We start from the raw sequence: 15,019 nt of genomic DNA on the forward strand, positions 1-15,019 counted from the left end.
CGGCAGGTTTATGGGGACAAATGCCGACGTGGTAGAGCCGAGTTTCTTCGCGTCGCTGATCCAGCGTCGAACCAGATTGGCATTGAGCCCGTTATCCAGAGCGATGGCAGAAACAGAGACCCCCGGCTGTTGGCAGGCAGCAATAATCTTAGCTTTAAATTCTGCGGAATATTGGCGACGTTTTCTGGAGGAGCGAGGTGCGCTTATGACAATCATAACAAGTGTCCACTAAAAAATAAGTGGACACTATCCAGTCAGTTGGTAGCGCGCTCAAGATGGGGTTACCGGACGCTTACTCACAGGCGGAGTTAACCAGTCTTTCAAGCTCATCAACGGTCAACATGCTGGTCACGACGCTGGCCAGTGCTGCCGGGGCAAGAGCGCGACTACTGAACACTTCGGCTTCGCCCTTATCCTCGCCATTTTCAAAATAGGCCGTTTCGCACATAAGGGCATAGGGGATCTCTCCCAGCCCTTCGGCAACAACACGCACAGAAAATATCTCTCCCTTGGCGTCTCCCCATTCATCGCTATCTGACTTAAACGTAACCATCGACATACGACAATCTCTCGCCGCTTGATTGAAGTCATCATCGTTTAATCCACTGTTATAAATCGTTACCTGAAGTTTGCAATTTAGCCGACTCTGGAGAGAAGCCACTTGATCCTTTACCAGTTCAATTTTTGACTTACTCATTAGGTTTTCTCCTGATTCATTACATTTTCGGGCTACGTGAGGAGCTGGAATTTGTGTTGTCCGGCGTATTGGTTGCGCCGTTGTTTTTCTCGAACTTGTTCTGATATTTTTGATCTTGCTGGAAGCGGCTTTGAGCGGCTTCTGCCGCTGATTTTTGATCCGCCGCCAACCCTTGGGCAGGCGCTTGGCCATATTTCGCCAGCTCTTCTTTCGTAGGCTTATAGCCCTCAACCTGAATCCCCATTGTCTGTCCTTGAATCCACACGGCACGGCGGTATTCTTCGGAGCCAAACGCACGAATTTCCTTCCACTCCCTGTCTTGTACTTTCTGCTGAGCCAGTTCCAATTCAGCCGCCAGAGCCCATGAATTTATAGTCTGGCTGTGAATCGCCTTTCCAGAGTCACGGAAGGCCTCCGCACCCTCATTTTTCCCTTTCGTCCAGCGGTATACGCCTTGAGTATCAGCCTGAAACATGCTGATCACGCTGCCCCGGTTCGGGTCGATCTGCGCAGGTTTCCAGCGCTCTTCAGCAGCCTGTTCTGTGGCTTGTTTTTGCCGTTCCCCCATACTTTTTTTAGCCTGCTGGTAAGCCTCGTCTGCTGCCTCCTGCGAAGCGGCAAGTCCGCCAAAACCGGCTGTTGGTTTTTGAGATGCTTGGGAATTGTTTGTTTCAATGGTTTGTTGTTGGTTTTGCATACATGCAATCCTCGCGGTTTGAATATCAATAATGTTGTTTTGAGCCTTAATTGCTTCATTTAGCTGCCAGCGAGAGGCCCGCTCGTGGTAGCCCATCCTGGCCAATTGCATGTTCAACGGGCCAACGTGGATTTCAGGAATTTTGTCTGTGATTCCCTGCTCCTGTAGGGATAGGTGAGAGATGCGCTCATCGAGACCGGCAGCCTCCAATTCGGAGTTCACAATGGAACTCCACTTTTCCCTGATCGCATCTATTTGTTGTCGCCCTGTTGGTAATCCATTTTTTCGGAGTTTGGCATCGCTCCATTCAAGGAATGTTTTCAATTTTCCCAGTTCTCCAGCCGCGTCCATTGGGCGAGTAGTCATCAATAAATGGGCGTGCAAATTTCGGTTGTCTCCTCCTCGACCTGGCGCATGCACGCAAACGTCAATAGCAACCTGGTATTGAGCAATAAGCGCTTGAGAAAATTGCTCAATAATTCGGTGATGCGCATCTCTTCGAAGCTCATGTGGCAGCGCAAGAATCCACTCTCTGGCCACCCTGGAATCTGAGCGTTTCTCTGACATTTCTGCCAGATTCCATAACTCTGTTCGGGATAGTCCCGCACTGTTAAAAACGAACTTATCCAACACACCTTTTTTGCGTTCGTAGTCGTTAATAATTCCGGTTCTTTCATCCATGATTTTTTCCGCTGCGCGATACGCCGCCGCAGCCGTAGCGCTTCGCCCTTTTGAACGAGCAATGAGCGATGTTTGGCAATAAAAAATGGCCATGAAAAGAACCTCGGTTTTCTCTTTTTCGCGCAGCGAAAAACGCATGACTTGGAACAAGTCGTATATGCGCCCTTCATCGCCAGGGGGGCTTGCTCCGTGCCAGCTTTAAAGTCTGTGCAATGCTCGCTCCCGCTCTCCCAACGCGCCGTTAAAAAGCACATTTAACTTATTGATTTTTAAAGACTTTTATCTTTACCAAAAAACTATCAAGCATTAATCTGGATGGGAAGAAAATTTGTTCATTTAGTGGAGGTTGTAAATGTCTTTGAAGCCTAAACAGCGGCGCCTTTTGGAAGAGGAAGCCCAACGTAACCCTGGAGGGCCAGCAGCCCAGATTCTCAAGAGCCTTGCTCAGGAAGAGGCGAAGGCGATTGACCTAATGCGACAAGCCAGCGAGCAAGCAAAAAAAGATATGACGCGACAGAAAATTCTGATCGGTGTGGCAGTTCTCTCAGAGTGCGAGAAAAACCCCACCTTTAGAGAACGTTTTGAAAAGGTTTTATCCAGGCATTTAACCGCAACACGAGACAAAGAAATCATGAACCGATTTGGCTGGGAGATGGAAAATGAAAACACTGAAAATAATATTGATTCTGCTCCCGCTGCTTCTGAGTAGCTCGGGCGCTTTTGCATCAATTACGGACGCTGATCCTGCTGATAAAAGCCTTGAGTATTTGAGGTATATTTTTGGCTCGACCGTTGATGTCATAACAGGCGGAACCGGACCCGCAAACCCGGACTCTGTTCTGGGTGCGATGTCGCAAATTCTCAACACGGGAATGCTCGTTTTTACCGGCCTGATTATCGGCTATGTGTTTCTGACTGGAGTGCTGAATTCGGCACATGAAGGCAATCCATTAGGCCGAATGTATTCAACCATGTGGGTGCCTTTGAGAATGGTTGTAGCACTGGCTTTAGTTTTGCCATTTAGTGGTGGTTATTCGACTATGCAGATCGGTGTTATGTGGTTAGCCGGGCATGGTATCGGGCTCGCCAATTCAACCTGGAATGCAGCTCTGGATCACATCACAGGCACCGGTACTCTATACCCGCCACAGATCACCGTCGATTATGAAAATACCGCTATGAGAATTCTTGAATCGAGGGTGTGCATGCACGGTATTAACACGGCGGACAGACACATAAACGTGGAAGAAAAACCGGTCGAAATTGTTGATGATGATCAGGTGGTATCAGTCCGCTCCTCTGGAACAACAGAAGCCCCGCTTGTGCCTGTCCAACATCGTGTAATGCAGCGCTATGATTCGGTGTATGGATTGGCCGGAGCGGGTATTGCTTACGGTGCTGCCTGGCTTAGCGGTTTCCCAAATGGCATTCCCAGGTCTTACGGCTCAAACCCGTGTGGATCTATCACCTTGGAGTTTGCGGAAATAGACGAAGGCACGGCGATAGATACACCCGTTCGGAGTTTCCAAAATAAAGTGATTGCCGCACATGCACAGCTTGATGAGGATCTTGATTCTCTGGCTCGTGAAATTGTTCTGAGTACTGTGGATGAAACTGCCCCCGCACCAGATCAAACGGCCTACAATCTGGCCGTTAATAATTTTAAAACGGAATACCAGAAGGCTATCTCAGATGCTTTGAGTGAGATTGCCAGCGCCCGCGTTAGTAAGTGGGCAGGAGGCAACCCGGACGCTGCTGGAATGACTGTAGGGGCTCGTGATGCCGGATGGATCTCAGTGGGTGCCTGGTACTGGGATTTGCAGCGAGTTAATGCAGAAACCCAGAAAATGGTTTCAGTTAAAGCGGAACTCGTGGGGCCGACAGAGGCAGCTCTGGAGCATGACGACTACCAGACGTTTATGGATGGCCTTGCAGCATATTCCCAGAATATGCTGGTCACAGATCCAGCCACAGGCACACCGGTAAATGCGATGGAACGCAGCACCTATGCCGACGATAATGCCACCCTCGGGTTTGTAATGGGTCGCGTTGAATCCGTTATCAATTTTGCGTTATCCGAACCCGATCCAGTAGCGGGGCTTGCCAACGTAGGGCATGTGATCATTGGGACGTTTGAAACTGCACTGACCGCTGCATTCGTCTCGGATCTGGCGGCCTGCGTTGCTGACGACACAAGTGAAGCAGTGGGCGGTTTGATTGGTGGTGCGGCCCGGCCCGTCACCAGTACGCTATGCCGGATGACAAACAAGGCGTTGTGGTCATTGGTCGGCGCTGGCCTGCTACTGATCCCTATTGCATTAATGCTTGCCTTTTATCTACCTGCCACACCCATGATTCTCTGGATTATGGGGGTCGCCGGTTGGTTCGTGATGCTCATCGAGGCCGTGATAGCGGCTCCTATTTGGGCTGTAAGTCATGCCATGCCGGAAGGTTCCGGATTCATCGGGGAACGGGCGAAAGCCGGTTACATGGTCGCGCTGAGTGTGTTCCTTCGACCTGCGCTAGCCATATTCGGGTTTTTCGCGTCCATGCTCCTGGTTATCGTCATGCTGAAAGTGGTCATGCTCATATTTCTGCCTGCCATGAGTGGCATGATCGGTGACTCAATCAGCGGTGTGGTAACAGCAGTCGCAATGCTGGGAATTTTCACCGTGCTGATAATCCAGATCGCTCATCGAGCGTTTGGATTGATACATGAAGTTCCCGACAAGGTGTTGCGCTACATCGGCGGGGGATCTGAAAACCTCGGCGAAGCGAGCCAGGAGCAGCAGAGCCGCTCCGTATTCGTTGGTGGCGCAGCTAAGGTTGTTGGTGGAGCTGGTCATACTATGCGAGATAAAACGCGCGGAGGCGCCCAGAGCATGGCTGACGCGGCAGGCAGTGGGCTAAAAAATGCGGCTGGGGCAGCCAAAACAGGCATGAGTAGAATCTCCAAAATGCTCAGCCCGAAATAGGACTACAGACTAAACCAGCCAGCAAAAGCCAGGAAGTCCAGTGCTTCCGCCAGTGGTTCCAGCACGGATGCCGGAACCGTTGTATTGATCCAGTAAGCAACAACTCCACTGCTGAAAATCGCTGGATGCCCCATAATTCCCACCAGGTTAGTAATGATCAGAACTGCGATAGCAATATTCCAGGGCAGGTAAACCCCTGTCCATGAGTGAATCCTGCGACGAAGCGGCGGAACAAGGCAGCCGACTAAAACCAAGATACACAGCAGCCACAATGCGCCACAGCTTACCCCGAGTGCGATTGACTCCCAGGTCTGCCTGCCCCAATCATCAGCGGCCAGACGCTCAGCCCATTTAGCCAGCTCTCGCTGGCTCATCAAAAAGTCACTCATGATGTGACATTCCTCTCTATATTTTTATGGCAGTTTGCTTCAACGTACCGCTATATAGATACCTGTCAAATCAACTGGAAACCCAGCTTGCTCCGGGTAATAAAAACTCACTTTTCGTCTATAAAAGCGGCGGCAGAGATGGCCAGGCGATCCTGCCCTCGCAACACGCGAACAGTTACCCAGGAAACCGTGGCACAGTAAAAAACGGCTGCTCCGGTTAGCACCTCACTTGAAACACTTCCTGCCAAGGCATTCATAACCCCAAGGCAAATAGCCATCGCAACTGCCACGCCTGCGCAGTGGATTAGAATCGCTAAAATTTTTCCTTTAGTCATTGCAAGGTCACCTCATGATTGTATTGATTAATGACCTTAAAATAGTGATCAGCCTGGATATATTCGGCAAGCGTTAACCGTACATTTCCACAAAAACCTTCTGAATCTACAACCAGTTCTCCGCCTTCATATTTACCAATTTCTACATGGCGCAATGTCACCGAATTAAGTGGGGCTGAAAATGAGGTCAAGCCATATATTCGGAGCATACCTTCGCCAACATCAAGGACGATTTGTTCATCTGGATTGCAACGCTGGATAGAGAAAACGGCCATGTCATACCTCCTGACTGCTGGACTGGTGGCGAACGATTATTCCCCAATTTTTGACGGTAAGGCAGTCATCGTTGCGCGATCGCTCAATGACAACCTGATAGTTACACTGCAATTGTTTAAAACGGGATTCAAGCTCCCTCTCTGTAAGACCGGTACTTGATGCCAAACCCGCTGCTGTAGGACGCTCGATGCGCTCCAACGCGACAATGACAGGCAAAACCCGCTTGAACTCTCGTGAGTGAATATCTCTTACTGTAAAATCGGCATCAGCCATGAATCACCTCCTGGTTAGGTGGTTGTGGTTAGTCCTGGTTGAGTGTGTCCGCACTCAGCCAGGATGCTTATGCTTTTTTACCCGGAGCATTTGTTTTGATGCTCTCAGAAAGTTTTTCGAGCTGCGCCAGTAGTTTTTCCTCCCGTTCCTGGGCAGCCTGCAGGCTCTTTTCATACTGGCTACAGCGTTCTGCCAATACGGCAGCCTGGGTGCCGGATTCCGCCAGCTCCGCTTTAGCAGATTGTGAAGCCTGATCCAGCTCATCGACTTTTTGCCCCAGGCTTTTAACCTGGTCTTTTAGATCGTCGATTTGCTGCTCCTGCTGCTCGCTTACCGCGATGGTTTCATCCAGCTTTTCCTGCATCAGGCTACGCTCTTGCGCAAGCTTTTCACGGTCAGCCTGGATTTCTTCATCCGCAGCTATTCTTGCCTGCCTCCAAATTTGTTGAATTAATGTCTGAGCATCCGCAGCCAATTGCTCGGGCATCTCAGGTACTTGCGAGGCTTCAGCATCTTTCCCATCCGCTTCACGCCATGAATCCAGATGCTTTTGAATGGTGGCCATTCCGCCGCGATCACCCAACAGCTTGCGAATCTTTGGAGCACTGGGGCGGTCGCCACTCTCTACCAATCTACGGGCGGCGGTAGAAACATCCTCAAAAGTAATTCTGCTCATATTTGGATTCCTGCAATAACTTAGCTCTCCGTAATTATCTGATCACAAACCATTAAAGTAAAGTGTAATTACCGTATTTACGTAATTACTGTAATTACCAATTCAGGAAATAAAAATTGTCACCACCAAGCGCCTGTCTATTTCATGCGGAGCATGTAATTACGCTCAGCGTCGGCGCCAACTTCATCAGCCTTGCCAAAACCGGTCAATCTGGTATCTTGGATATCGGAGCTGAATGCCAAGGCTGTAAGTGACCTAAAAGACAGCAAATTGAACTACCTGCCAATTGCAGTTGATCTTTATTAACCCTGCTGGCAAGCGTAGTGACTTAAACACTTACCACTACCTTCAAAGTCCAGCATTGTTAAGAAAGGATCACTCCTATGAGTATTGATCTCTCAAAACTGTGTGCAGATTTCCTGCGTCAAAATCATACGTCTCGCTCTACAGAAAAGCTGAAAGCGTCCCATGCCAGAGAGCTGGTGGCGGCTTTTTTTGGGTATAAGAGCCATGCGGCACTTATGGCCGAGAAGGCCTATCCACTGGATCGGCTCGAAGAGGCATATATCTTCGTTCCCGATATACCGCTCATGAATGACAGGCGTGCAAAGCTAGGCGGCCTGCCAGATGATCTTACCTCGTCAATCGACATCGCCAAGCTCCTATCAGGCATGCTTTCCGATAAGGGGTTATGCGGTGGAAATATCTGGCTCTATGACTCACTGGAAACCTACATTGCCGAGGTCTTACTTCCCGATTGTCAAACGCTGATAGATGATCAACTGTCGGGCACGATGGCAGAAACAAACGCGGGATTTTTCGATTCACCATATTATGACGATGTGCAGATCGAAGATCGTGGTGATGAGCTGGTAGCAACCGCCAAAACCCAGTACAAGGGCGAGCCACTGGATGACAAGCCCTTCTGTGGGGACACCATTGATATGGTTGTACAGGTGACATTGCCCCGTATGGCTGGTAAACGCGGTTTCTACGATTTCGAGCTGGAAGTTGGTGGCAGCGTCAATGACGACTGGGTTGACCCTGAGCTGCGATACGGCAAACGCCCTCGGAGCAATTTAGCAGCAGAGCTTGGTATTACGGACGATGATCTGGAATTGCTGGAATGGGAAACGCTGGAAAACAGCAGTGATGATGGTCTGCTCTATGACTATGTGTTGACCTTTGATGAAAGCTGTCCACTTGAGATATTGGAAAAGATCAATGGTCTGGATGACGACCGAACCATCCGTGTGAGCGTCAATGCTTTTGATAATCCCTATCCAGATGAACCGGATGAAGCTATGCATTACGAGGTTCCAAATGTCCGCCCCAAGGATCAGTGGCTTGAAATGACTGGCGGATTTCGGTTCGGTGAAACCCCTGAGCAGTTTCAACACAGGCAGGCTGAAATCCATGCTTTGCGTAACCGTATCGCTCAGGGGCAAGCTACGCCAAACGATGTTGGTCGTTTATCGCACCTGTTGGGCACCGATCAGGACGATGAGTTCGGTGATATGTTCTAACGGCTGATAACGCATGCCGGACCAAACATGGCTGTTTGCGGGGATTTTTGAAGGGGCGACGCTCCTTCCACTAAATGATTTTTCTTCCAAACTTTTCTTCTCGTTCTTGTAGAAACCCAAGGCCAGTCGCCGCACCCAGCGGCGGCTGCGCCGGATCTGAATATCCTATATATCCTGCCAACTTCGGGCGGGTGTACGACGTTTCGGGCGGATGTGCGACACTGCCGGGCGGCTGTGCGACGCTATCGGGCGGCTGTGCGACGGCCTGGCGCAGTTAAACTCACTCTTCGAACTCTGTTTCCATCGATGACAAGGCCAATTTGTTCGAGCTGCTCGGCATCCTCCCTAAGCCGAAAACGAGCATCTCTCAGGGCTTTTCCTGATGCTTGTCGAGCCACTGCCAGGATGACTGTATCCAGATGCCAACCGCCAGCCGGCTCATTTTTATGACTCAGAATGTGCCTGGCTACAGCCTGACCTATACCGTGCCGCAATCGGGCAATTGGGGCTGGATTGTAGTAAAGGGCCAGGTCGCGCTCCAGGAGCATTACCAGAGCTATCCCCAAGCGCACGCGCCACATGCTCCGCTCACCACCTGTAAGCGGGTCTGGGCGCGTCATAGGGGATGGAATAACATGGTCTATCAGACCACCAATAATCCGGTCACCAGCTCTCGCCAAATCTGGCGTTTCGATTTCAATGGTTGATGCACGCAGCTCAGAAAGAAGCTTTTGAATTTGAGCCAGGCTGTATCGGCTATCGGAAAGCGTTTTTCGTATCCGAGCGGGGTCTACCAGCAGCTCAACACCACCATCTGACACGTCTCGCCTTTTCTCTGCGCAGTAAAGAATCGCCTCGACAACATCAGCGTGGCGCTGGCCTAACCTGCCAGCCACGCGGCAGCGACCAAAAGAGGTTTCCTGCCAGTCGCCCTCCCGGTGCCGTGGGCGCTGACTCGGCTGGTACAGCATCACCCGAGACTGAGCGGTTGTGCTGGTTGGGCTGACGGCGTTACCAGCGCTCTTCATCAACTTCACCCACTCTAAAAGGAGTGGTCTTTTTGCTGTTGTTGTCGTTATTCCTGGAAGCAGATAAATCTACGGGCAACAATACACCACCATCCCCACGCTCATACCACTTGTCAGCCTCAACCAGGGCATAGTTCTGTTTGCTAACACCATACCGAACAAAAAAACCTCTTCGGTCATTGCCTACAGGCTGTCTGTCATAGGGACGATCACTTAACTTTTTGGCTTCCGACTCTGACATCTTTGCAACAAACCCACACCAGCGAACATTATCCACCAGAGCCGAAGCCCCTCGGGCAGCCTGCTGCTGATCCGCCTGCCCTTCTCTGGCGGAGCCTTTATTAACATGATGCAGATAAAGGATTGCAGCCCCTGTCTCCACAGCAATATGCTCAAGCGTTGAAACAAGGCGAGACATATCTCCGTTGCTGTTTTCATCAAGGCAATGTGTGCGGCTTAGTGTATCCAGTACGATCAGCCTTGCCCCCACGCCCAACTGAATCAACCAATCAAGATCCGGCTGTGCCATAACGTTTAAACGCCTGCCCATAATTGGCTCAAGAGAAAGATTGCTCGCTATCTCCTGTCGCGCCTGTTGATTAAAGTGCTGACCAATGGCATGAACACGACCAATTAAAACACTCTCTGGATCTTCTCCTGCCAAGTAGACTACGCGGCCGGTTTGGGCGGGGCCAAGCTTTAATAAATCACCGCATGTAACACTACATGCAATTGACATAACGGCTTCCAAAGCCCAATAACTTTTTCCTGTAGCTCCTGGTGCGACTAATGCACCCACCGTTCCAGCCAAAAAACCGGGCCATATAAAATCCAGATGTGGAGGCTCATTTTCGAATGCTGCCAGAATATCAATAGCCACTTAATTACTCCCCCTGAGCCAATAGCCCACCTTGCTCGGCCAGCCACTTATGCAGCTCAGACTCGGGAAACAATCGACGGCGACCTATCTTGACTGAAGGGGGCATCGGCTCCCCTCTACACATCCTATTTCTAAGCCCACCTGTAGACATACAGAGCAAAGCTGCTGCTTGCTCGTAAGTGAGATATCGTTCAGCGCTAACCTGCATTTTTACCTCCACGCACTGCCATTGGATCGACAATATTCATAATCACTCTCCAACCAGTAATCTTTAATTTGCACTCATGTGACGATGTGTTTCGCTACATGGCGAGGGATTATGATGCGTGAGCGTCAATACTTTATTCACTAAAAAAGTGAAGAAAAGTGGAGTTTTCTTGGAGAATTTTCCCCAATGCGCAACTAGATAGCACGTTGGAAAAAGATAGATAAATCAGAGGGAATGAAAAACTGCCGAAAAGGATTTTAACGATAGAAAAAAAGAAAAAGGGACCAAAGTCCCCTCAACACGTTAACCTATTATAGAATTGATTTGCTGCTCTCAAATCACGAGGTTATTTGCTCTTATCGCTGGCCACCTCATGCGCTTCGCAGACCCCATTACATGTTTTCAGACAGAAGGGGTTCATACCCGGTCACAGAGATTCTATTGCCAATCAGAAACTTGGTCAATTTTACAAGCAGTTATACTCTTTGCAGTATAGCCTCCCTCAACACTCCATCAACACTCCATCAACTTCGAGAAGCTGAGCAATATTTCTAGCATCATCAAGCCCCGAGTGATGCCGCCCCTGGAAGACGAGCCCTGACAACCGAATCGCTCTTGCTAGACCAACCCTATGCCCACGCTTTCTGGCGTATAATTGTTTAATATTGACATGTGGCAGAGCGACCAAGGGATTAGTTATATTTTTTGATAGAGACTCCTTCTCGAACTGCCTCAAATCAAAATTCCCCCAACTTCCCCATACTCGAGGCGAGTTGCTCGATATTCTACCTGCAAACCTTTTTAACCCCTCGCTAAGCGGTGAGGCCGTATCAACGACATCTTGTGTGATGCCGGTTAGCGAGATGCAAAACTGTGTCAATTTCGCGTGAATTACGGGACGAACGTAGATTTGAACTTCGTCCACAAGCACAAAAGAAACGTCGGTAAGCCTTCCAAAAACTGCCCCAATCTCAATAATTTCCATTTCCGATCTTGGTAAATTTTTAGCGTCATCGCAGGTACATTCGATATCAATAATAACGATATCGACGCCGCTATCGGGATTGATAATCTCGGATTCTTTAGCCATTGCTTTTCTCGACGTCAATGGGATTGGCTTGAATAAAGCTGAATAGATATGACACGCCGCTCTATATCAGATCGCGAAAGCTTGAATCGCCGATCAAACTGATCTGTGAGAACCCTGCCATCCATTAGCAAATACTGAAATCCTATGAGAGCCTTGTTTTCTTTATGGTATCGCTCAAAAATAGTAATCTGTTGAAGCGGGCTTAACTCCCAACCTCCAGTCATATTCAACTGCGGAGGAGTAACAATGTTTACCTCTGATATTTTTACCCTGGGACTACGAGTGACTTCTTCAAGCACTTCAGGCATTCCAGTAAATAAAACTTTTTCTAACCGCGTGCTCAAATTAATACAATGGACATGAAACCAACATGTCATCAGTGTTTGAGATATAGTATGCCACTGCTGATGATCGCCATCTCCCAACGATGCCGGGAGACTGATTTCCGAACTTCTTGAGGTTTGAAACATTTATCATTACTCCGTGAATGTGCAAAGAGCCGGAAAATGTAAATATTTGAACGCCCCGTTGTCACCACGAAATTGAAGAAATATACACTTTCGAAAGAGCGGCACAAACACAAGCGCCCCAGACGATCTGGCAAGCTATTTTAGTGTCGAAAACCGCAATTAAGCCCGACCAGCCGAAAACCCGCCTGCATTTGGTGCGGTTTCCGGCAACGCTTTCACAGAACAAAAAGATGACCAGACAAATGATTACCAGGCTTTCATCTTAAAAAGACGCCCTTTTTCTCCTTCGTCATGCAGTTGAAGAACGATTTCTGACTCATCAAAAACGGAAGATTCCTCTTCTTCTCTATGCGGAAGATCGGAGTCAATCAGCGTGATTATGGATTGAATACCCATATCAGCATATTGGCGGATAACAGCTAGTAAATTTTCTTTTTTCCGATTATCAAGCGACTCAAAAACACCATCATGAAATGCAAAGTGAGGAAATTTTTCGCCTAAGTGAGCCCGGAGCACGGAAAGATCAAAAGCTATGCATAACAATTTTCTATAGGTATGCCCCATGTCAGCGCTAGTTGAGTTCCCTGACTCATCAAGAATTTCGGCCTTAAATTGCAAGTGTCCCTCACTGTTAGGCGAAACACTTAACAATGCCTTCCTGTTAATTACATCATCAACAATCTCGCTAAAGTACAATCGTATCTGGGAAAATAGGCTGGTTTTTTCAGAGTTTTGTTGCTCGACATTATTTTCAATTTCGGACTGGAGATGACTACACTCTTCTGTCAAGCCTCTAATTTCGGCCCTCAATTCTTGCAGTCGATGAATATGCTTCTTCTGCCTCTCCAGGGCCTCGATGTCTGCGCGAAGCGAAACAAGCTCATTGGATAATCCTTTATATTTATTGAATACCTCTGTATCACTTAAGAAGGACAGCGTATCTGATCGCTTTTTCCCAAGCGAATTAAGCTCGCTATTAATTTTTGATATTTCCGACTCAATCTCGGATTTTTCGGTTGCGAGGTAACCGAAACGTTCTTCAGTTATTGACTTATTAAATTCTATCAGCTGATCAAAATCCTTTTTAACTTGACCGGAGAATAAAACCCCGGCTTCTTGGAAGATTTTCTGTGCATCTTCAGTGTTAAAAATGATCTTATCTTCCTCAAGAGACTTTAATATCTTTTTTCGATTTTGATTGAGCGAGTAGCGCCGCCTGTTTAGCTCCGCTATCTTTTCATCAAGCTCGTCGACCAAATACTTTGTCTTTTCTTTGTCTTGCTGCCTAAAATCAAATGAGTCGAGGAGTTTTTGCTTTTTTTCAGCATCTTGCTGCTTAATCAACAATATACCTTCGATTTTACTAACGTCTTCGACAGACCCGCCCAGCTCTTTTCTAACAGTACTCTCTGTATCTTCCTTCTTGTTTAGCTCTTCTTCCTTTTGATAATGCTTAACTAGCAGATCAGCATCGAACCCTAGGATATGTGACAAGTAGGGTTTCCAATAGGCATCCCGAGAACCGAACTTGCGCAACTTGAACACATCGTTGTAGTCATCCTGAGATCGAATAAGATATCCAAGCCCGTTCCTATATGTCCACGGCTTGATAGCCGAGAGGTCTAGCAAGCTATCGAGAAGATCCTTTGCTCTAGCAAATGGAACATCAAGGTGATCCCAATGGTCATCGGCAAGAGAAACGTAATCTTGATGTTTTTCGTTGTGTTTTTTAAAGCTGATTTTCGAAGCCTGTGAAACACTTCGCCGAATTGTCAAATAGCTATTATCGTTTAACTTTACTTCGACGAAGAAGACAAAAGGACTAAAAAAATCCTCATGCTTAAACAGGAAAAATCTTGGGTCGCGCTTTGAAAGTAGAGTGAAATCAATAACCCTTCCAAGAGTGCTTTTCCCCAAATTATGGGTATCTCTGCTTTTGTTTTCAGGAAGACGGATCTCACCATATATGACATTAAGCCCTGTTTTAAAAAAAACCGGCTCAAATAAATCAGACCTATTTGTATAAAGCTTAGATAGTCTCATTGTTGTTTATATATTCAATTGAGTCCGTTTTTGGTCGATACTCTATCAACCCCATAAGAAATAAAAAATTCAATGCAGGAAGAAAAAGCACATCTCCGCCAATCACACTTTTCTTTGCATGGGACAGGAGATCGCTATAGTTAGCAATCCTTAGATCTTTCAGTCTAAGCAAAACGACCATCGCAACATTTATGACAGTACGATCAGGATGTGAATGCTTAGTTGGACGAAGCATATTCTTCACTCCCAATATCACAGTTCCAATACATGTAAAACAGCATTACCCTAGTCAATCTTTTGTGCTTCCTGAGAACAGGGTCACGCGCAAATAGCAGATCCACTAAATGATTCATAACGCTGTCGAAGTTCTGGTGGTCTTTTCTTTTTGCTATGACCTTTAGCTGAAACTCATCGACTATGTTTTCGTAGAGCTGCATTAACTCGTGGTTTTCAGGTGCAGACAAAAAGTATTGAACTTGTGCCGTTTCTTTCAAATATTGACGTGGCCTAATAGAACAGACCAACCCAGTTAAGGATAATACCCCTAACTGGAGATGAAGAAATTGACCACACGAAAGAAGTACTCAAAAGAATTTAAATTGGATGCCATCAGCCTGGTTCTGGATCAAGGCTACAGTCAAACCGATGCTGCTCGAAGCCTTGGGATTACCCCCAATATGCTGGGCCGCTGGATAAGGGAACATCGCAGAGATGACGGCCAGGCTTTTCGAGGCAATGGGAAGCTAACTCCCGAGCAGGAGGAGATCAGAAGGCT

20 protein-coding genes are annotated in these 15,019 nt (G+C 47.9%); 4 read left to right on the forward strand and 16 right to left on the reverse strand.

Annotated elements, in window-relative coordinates; genetic code table 11:
- The 3 genes from F566_RS0101820 to F566_RS35115 form a co-directional block, all read right to left on the reverse strand.
- Positions 1-216 (reverse strand): transposase (locus F566_RS0101820; protein WP_020405273.1); only part of this gene is annotated, 216 nt, incomplete at its 3' end.
- Between the two features lie 76 nt (positions 217-292).
- Positions 293-697 carry a hypothetical protein gene (locus F566_RS0101825; protein WP_020405274.1) on the reverse strand — a complete coding sequence of 135 codons (405 nt, stop codon included), beginning with the start codon at positions 695-697 and terminating at the stop codon, positions 293-295.
- A 19-nt stretch (positions 698-716) separates the two neighbouring features.
- A complete protein-coding gene (locus F566_RS35115; RefSeq protein ID WP_020405275.1) occupies positions 717-2,213 on the reverse strand; it encodes a MobA/MobL family protein in 1,497 nt (498 codons plus the stop codon).
- A 214-nt stretch (positions 2,214-2,427) separates the two neighbouring features.
- Here F566_RS35115 and F566_RS31615 point away from each other — a divergent pair, with 214 nt between their 5' ends.
- Positions 2,428-2,784: a hypothetical protein gene (locus tag F566_RS31615; RefSeq protein ID WP_020405276.1), complete on the forward strand. Its 357-nt coding sequence runs from the start codon at positions 2,428-2,430 to the stop codon at positions 2,782-2,784.
- The gene (locus tag F566_RS0101840) at positions 2,735-5,050 is read left to right on the forward strand and encodes a DotA/TraY family protein (protein ID WP_020405277.1); all 2,316 of its coding nucleotides are present in this window, start codon (positions 2,735-2,737) and stop codon (positions 5,048-5,050) included. The genes F566_RS31615 and F566_RS0101840 overlap by 50 nt, the downstream gene beginning before the upstream one ends.
- Positions 5,051-5,052: 2 nt before the next feature.
- Here the strand turns inward: F566_RS0101840 and F566_RS0101845 are convergent, their stop codons facing one another.
- The 5 genes from F566_RS0101845 to F566_RS0101865 form a co-directional block, all read right to left on the reverse strand.
- Positions 5,053-5,439, reverse strand: coding sequence for a hypothetical protein (locus tag F566_RS0101845; protein ID WP_020405278.1), 387 nt, complete (start codon positions 5,437-5,439; stop codon positions 5,053-5,055).
- A gap of 107 nt (positions 5,440-5,546) precedes the next feature.
- Positions 5,547-5,774, reverse strand: coding sequence for a hypothetical protein (locus F566_RS0101850; protein ID WP_020405279.1), 228 nt, complete (start codon positions 5,772-5,774; stop codon positions 5,547-5,549).
- Positions 5,771-6,049 (reverse strand): hypothetical protein, encoded by a 279-nt coding sequence (locus F566_RS0101855; RefSeq protein WP_020405280.1) that lies wholly within the window; start codon positions 6,047-6,049, stop codon positions 5,771-5,773. Before F566_RS0101855 ends, F566_RS0101850 begins: the two co-directional genes overlap by 4 nt.
- 1 nt (position 6,050) lies before the next feature.
- Positions 6,051-6,323: a hypothetical protein gene (locus F566_RS0101860; RefSeq protein WP_020405281.1), complete on the reverse strand. Its 273-nt coding sequence runs from the start codon at positions 6,321-6,323 to the stop codon at positions 6,051-6,053.
- A gap of 67 nt (positions 6,324-6,390) precedes the next feature.
- Positions 6,391-6,999, reverse strand: coding sequence for a DNA-binding protein (locus tag F566_RS0101865; RefSeq protein WP_020405282.1), 609 nt, complete (start codon positions 6,997-6,999; stop codon positions 6,391-6,393).
- A 383-nt stretch (positions 7,000-7,382) separates the two neighbouring features.
- Between F566_RS0101865 and F566_RS31620 the strand changes: the two genes are divergently transcribed.
- Positions 7,383-8,525 (forward strand): hypothetical protein, encoded by a 1,143-nt coding sequence (locus F566_RS31620; RefSeq protein ID WP_020405284.1) that lies wholly within the window; start codon positions 7,383-7,385, stop codon positions 8,523-8,525.
- 242 nt (positions 8,526-8,767) lie between these two features.
- Here F566_RS31620 and F566_RS0101875 read toward each other — a convergent pair whose 3' ends face one another.
- The 8 genes from F566_RS0101875 to F566_RS38040 all read right to left on the reverse strand — a co-directional run bounded on the left by F566_RS0101875 (position 8,768) and on the right by F566_RS38040 (position 14,768).
- Positions 8,768-9,553: a hypothetical protein gene (locus tag F566_RS0101875; protein ID WP_020405285.1), complete on the reverse strand. Its 786-nt coding sequence runs from the start codon at positions 9,551-9,553 to the stop codon at positions 8,768-8,770.
- Positions 9,537-10,433 carry a helicase RepA family protein gene (locus F566_RS0101880; RefSeq protein WP_020405286.1) on the reverse strand — a complete coding sequence of 299 codons (897 nt, stop codon included), beginning with the start codon at positions 10,431-10,433 and terminating at the stop codon, positions 9,537-9,539. The genes F566_RS0101875 and F566_RS0101880 overlap by 17 nt, the downstream gene beginning before the upstream one ends.
- 4 nt (positions 10,434-10,437) lie before the next feature.
- The gene (locus tag F566_RS0101885) at positions 10,438-10,641 is read right to left on the reverse strand and encodes a helix-turn-helix transcriptional regulator (protein WP_020405287.1); all 204 of its coding nucleotides are present in this window, start codon (positions 10,639-10,641) and stop codon (positions 10,438-10,440) included.
- 502 nt (positions 10,642-11,143) lie between these two features.
- Positions 11,144-11,731, reverse strand: a complete 588-nt coding sequence (locus F566_RS0101890) for a 3'-5' exonuclease (RefSeq protein ID WP_020405288.1) — start codon at positions 11,729-11,731, stop codon at positions 11,144-11,146.
- Positions 11,732-11,745: 14 nt separating this feature from the next.
- Positions 11,746-12,201, reverse strand: a complete 456-nt coding sequence (locus F566_RS0101895) for a hypothetical protein (protein WP_020405289.1) — start codon at positions 12,199-12,201, stop codon at positions 11,746-11,748.
- 246 nt (positions 12,202-12,447) lie between these two features.
- Positions 12,448-14,244: a DUF2326 domain-containing protein gene (locus F566_RS0101900; RefSeq protein WP_020405290.1), complete on the reverse strand. Its 1,797-nt coding sequence runs from the start codon at positions 14,242-14,244 to the stop codon at positions 12,448-12,450.
- Positions 14,231-14,479 (reverse strand): ABC-three component system middle component 8, encoded by a 249-nt coding sequence (locus F566_RS38035; RefSeq protein ID WP_020405291.1) that lies wholly within the window; start codon positions 14,477-14,479, stop codon positions 14,231-14,233. The genes F566_RS0101900 and F566_RS38035 overlap by 14 nt, the downstream gene beginning before the upstream one ends.
- A complete protein-coding gene (locus F566_RS38040; RefSeq protein WP_342662520.1) occupies positions 14,463-14,768 on the reverse strand; it encodes an ABC-three component system protein in 306 nt (101 codons plus the stop codon). The genes F566_RS38035 and F566_RS38040 overlap by 17 nt, the downstream gene beginning before the upstream one ends.
- A gap of 39 nt (positions 14,769-14,807) precedes the next feature.
- Here F566_RS38040 and F566_RS0101915 point away from each other — a divergent pair.
- Positions 14,808-15,019 (forward strand): transposase (locus tag F566_RS0101915; protein WP_026179673.1); only part of this gene is annotated, 212 nt, incomplete at its 3' end.

The organism is Hahella ganghwensis DSM 17046 (assembly GCF_000376785.1).
GTDB lineage: Bacteria > Pseudomonadota > Gammaproteobacteria > Pseudomonadales > Oleiphilaceae > Hahella > Hahella ganghwensis.

Bases quoted from the DNA above. Each gene is read 5' to 3' on its own strand.
- F566_RS0101845 (WP_020405278.1), bottom strand. From the start codon at position 5,439: ATGAGTGACTTTTTGATGAGCCAGCGAGAGCTGGCTAAATGGGCTGAG.
- F566_RS0101885 (WP_020405287.1), bottom strand. From the start codon at position 10,641: ATGCAGGTTAGCGCTGAACGATATCTCACTTACGAGCAAGCAGCAGCT.
- F566_RS0101900 (WP_020405290.1), bottom strand. From the start codon at position 14,244: ATGAGACTATCTAAGCTTTATACAAATAGGTCTGATTTATTTGAGCCG.
- F566_RS0101895 (WP_020405289.1), bottom strand. From the start codon at position 12,201: ATGTTTCAAACCTCAAGAAGTTCGGAAATCAGTCTCCCGGCATCGTTG.
- F566_RS0101875 (WP_020405285.1), bottom strand. From the start codon at position 9,553: ATGAAGAGCGCTGGTAACGCCGTCAGCCCAACCAGCACAACCGCTCAG.
- F566_RS31620 (WP_020405284.1), top strand. From the start codon at position 7,383: ATGAGTATTGATCTCTCAAAACTGTGTGCAGATTTCCTGCGTCAAAAT.
- F566_RS0101825 (WP_020405274.1), bottom strand. From the start codon at position 697: ATGAGTAAGTCAAAAATTGAACTGGTAAAGGATCAAGTGGCTTCTCTC.
- F566_RS35115 (WP_020405275.1), bottom strand. From the start codon at position 2,213: ATGCGTTTTTCGCTGCGCGAAAAAGAGAAAACCGAGGTTCTTTTCATG.
- F566_RS0101890 (WP_020405288.1), bottom strand. From the start codon at position 11,731: ATGGCTAAAGAATCCGAGATTATCAATCCCGATAGCGGCGTCGATATC.
- F566_RS31615 (WP_020405276.1), top strand. From the start codon at position 2,428: ATGTCTTTGAAGCCTAAACAGCGGCGCCTTTTGGAAGAGGAAGCCCAA.
- F566_RS0101850 (WP_020405279.1), bottom strand. From the start codon at position 5,774: ATGACTAAAGGAAAAATTTTAGCGATTCTAATCCACTGCGCAGGCGTG.
- F566_RS0101840 (WP_020405277.1), top strand. From the start codon at position 2,735: ATGAAAACACTGAAAATAATATTGATTCTGCTCCCGCTGCTTCTGAGT.
- F566_RS0101855 (WP_020405280.1), bottom strand. From the start codon at position 6,049: ATGGCCGTTTTCTCTATCCAGCGTTGCAATCCAGATGAACAAATCGTC.
- F566_RS38035 (WP_020405291.1), bottom strand. From the start codon at position 14,479: ATGCTTCGTCCAACTAAGCATTCACATCCTGATCGTACTGTCATAAAT.
- F566_RS0101865 (WP_020405282.1), bottom strand. From the start codon at position 6,999: ATGAGCAGAATTACTTTTGAGGATGTTTCTACCGCCGCCCGTAGATTG.
- F566_RS0101860 (WP_020405281.1), bottom strand. From the start codon at position 6,323: ATGGCTGATGCCGATTTTACAGTAAGAGATATTCACTCACGAGAGTTC.